The sequence below is a fragment of the Oligella sp. HMSC05A10 genome (assembly GCF_001808335.1).
Lineage (GTDB): Bacteria > Pseudomonadota > Gammaproteobacteria > Burkholderiales > Burkholderiaceae_B > Oligella > Oligella urethralis.
This window is the reverse complement of the sequence record NZ_KV792868.1, coordinates 1-746: the sequence shown is the minus strand read 5'-3', so window position 1 is coordinate 746 and position 746 is coordinate 1. Positions and strand designations below refer to the sequence as shown.

The 746-nt window shown below is 37.4% G+C and carries 1 protein-coding gene and 1 pseudogene; both read left to right on the top strand.

Going from position 1 to position 746, the window contains the following annotated elements:
* A pseudogene (locus tag HMPREF3144_RS11650) lies at nt 1-315 on the top strand (hypothetical protein); the annotation flags it as partial.
* Nucleotides 312-644 carry a hypothetical protein gene (locus HMPREF3144_RS02925; protein WP_036561387.1) on the top strand — a complete coding sequence of 111 codons (333 nt, stop codon included), beginning with the start codon at nt 312-314 and terminating at the stop codon, nt 642-644. The pseudogene HMPREF3144_RS11650 and the gene HMPREF3144_RS02925, both read left to right, overlap by 4 nt.
* Nucleotides 645-746 lie beyond the last annotated feature (102 nt).

Sequence of the window (746 nt, the reverse complement as noted above, 5' to 3'; positions counted from 1 at the left end):
TATGGAATTCCGGCTGCTAAGTCTGTGGGTGAAGGTCTTGTAACCTCGTTAGCATTTAATCAAGACTATGGTTTATCTAATTTGGCTTATGATTTAACGTTGGGGGTATTCATCACGAAAGGAACTAATACTTTGATTAACACAACGTCTTTGAATCGTGCTGAAAAAAGGTTTGTAGATATAAAGGCTAGAATAACAAATTATTTTCTAAGTAGTGGCGTAAGTAGTGCAATTGACAACACAGTTTTAGACAAGAAAGACGCAATAATATTAGAAAAGCAAAACTTATGGCAGAAGCTAGGTGAGTCTAAGTGAAAAAGATCAAGTTCAAGGAGTTGCCCGATGGTTTTAGCATGGGTATATCAGGTACAGGTCACATGTTTATCGGACTTAATAGTTGGCTTTCTTTAGTGATTGTCAGGTTGTTTGTGTCAAAAGAAACGCTTAGGGTTTGTTATGTAGTTTGGGTGATGTGTTTTTTGTTGACATTCATAGAGCTGTACATAATCAATTCTTTAGCCTTGGGTTCATTTACGCTTTATTTAAAAAGAGCCTTGATACTTTTAACACTTACGATTGTTTTGTATTTCTTTGGAAGGGGCTCGTTGCCTTATTTTGATGAAAGTAATGAGACTTCACAATAAGGCTGAAATTGGTGCCTGAAAAAGCTAGTTAAACAGAAACAGTCGATGTAAATTCTAGCAGGCAGGGTCAGACGCGAAGCGACGAGGGGAAAACCACGCACA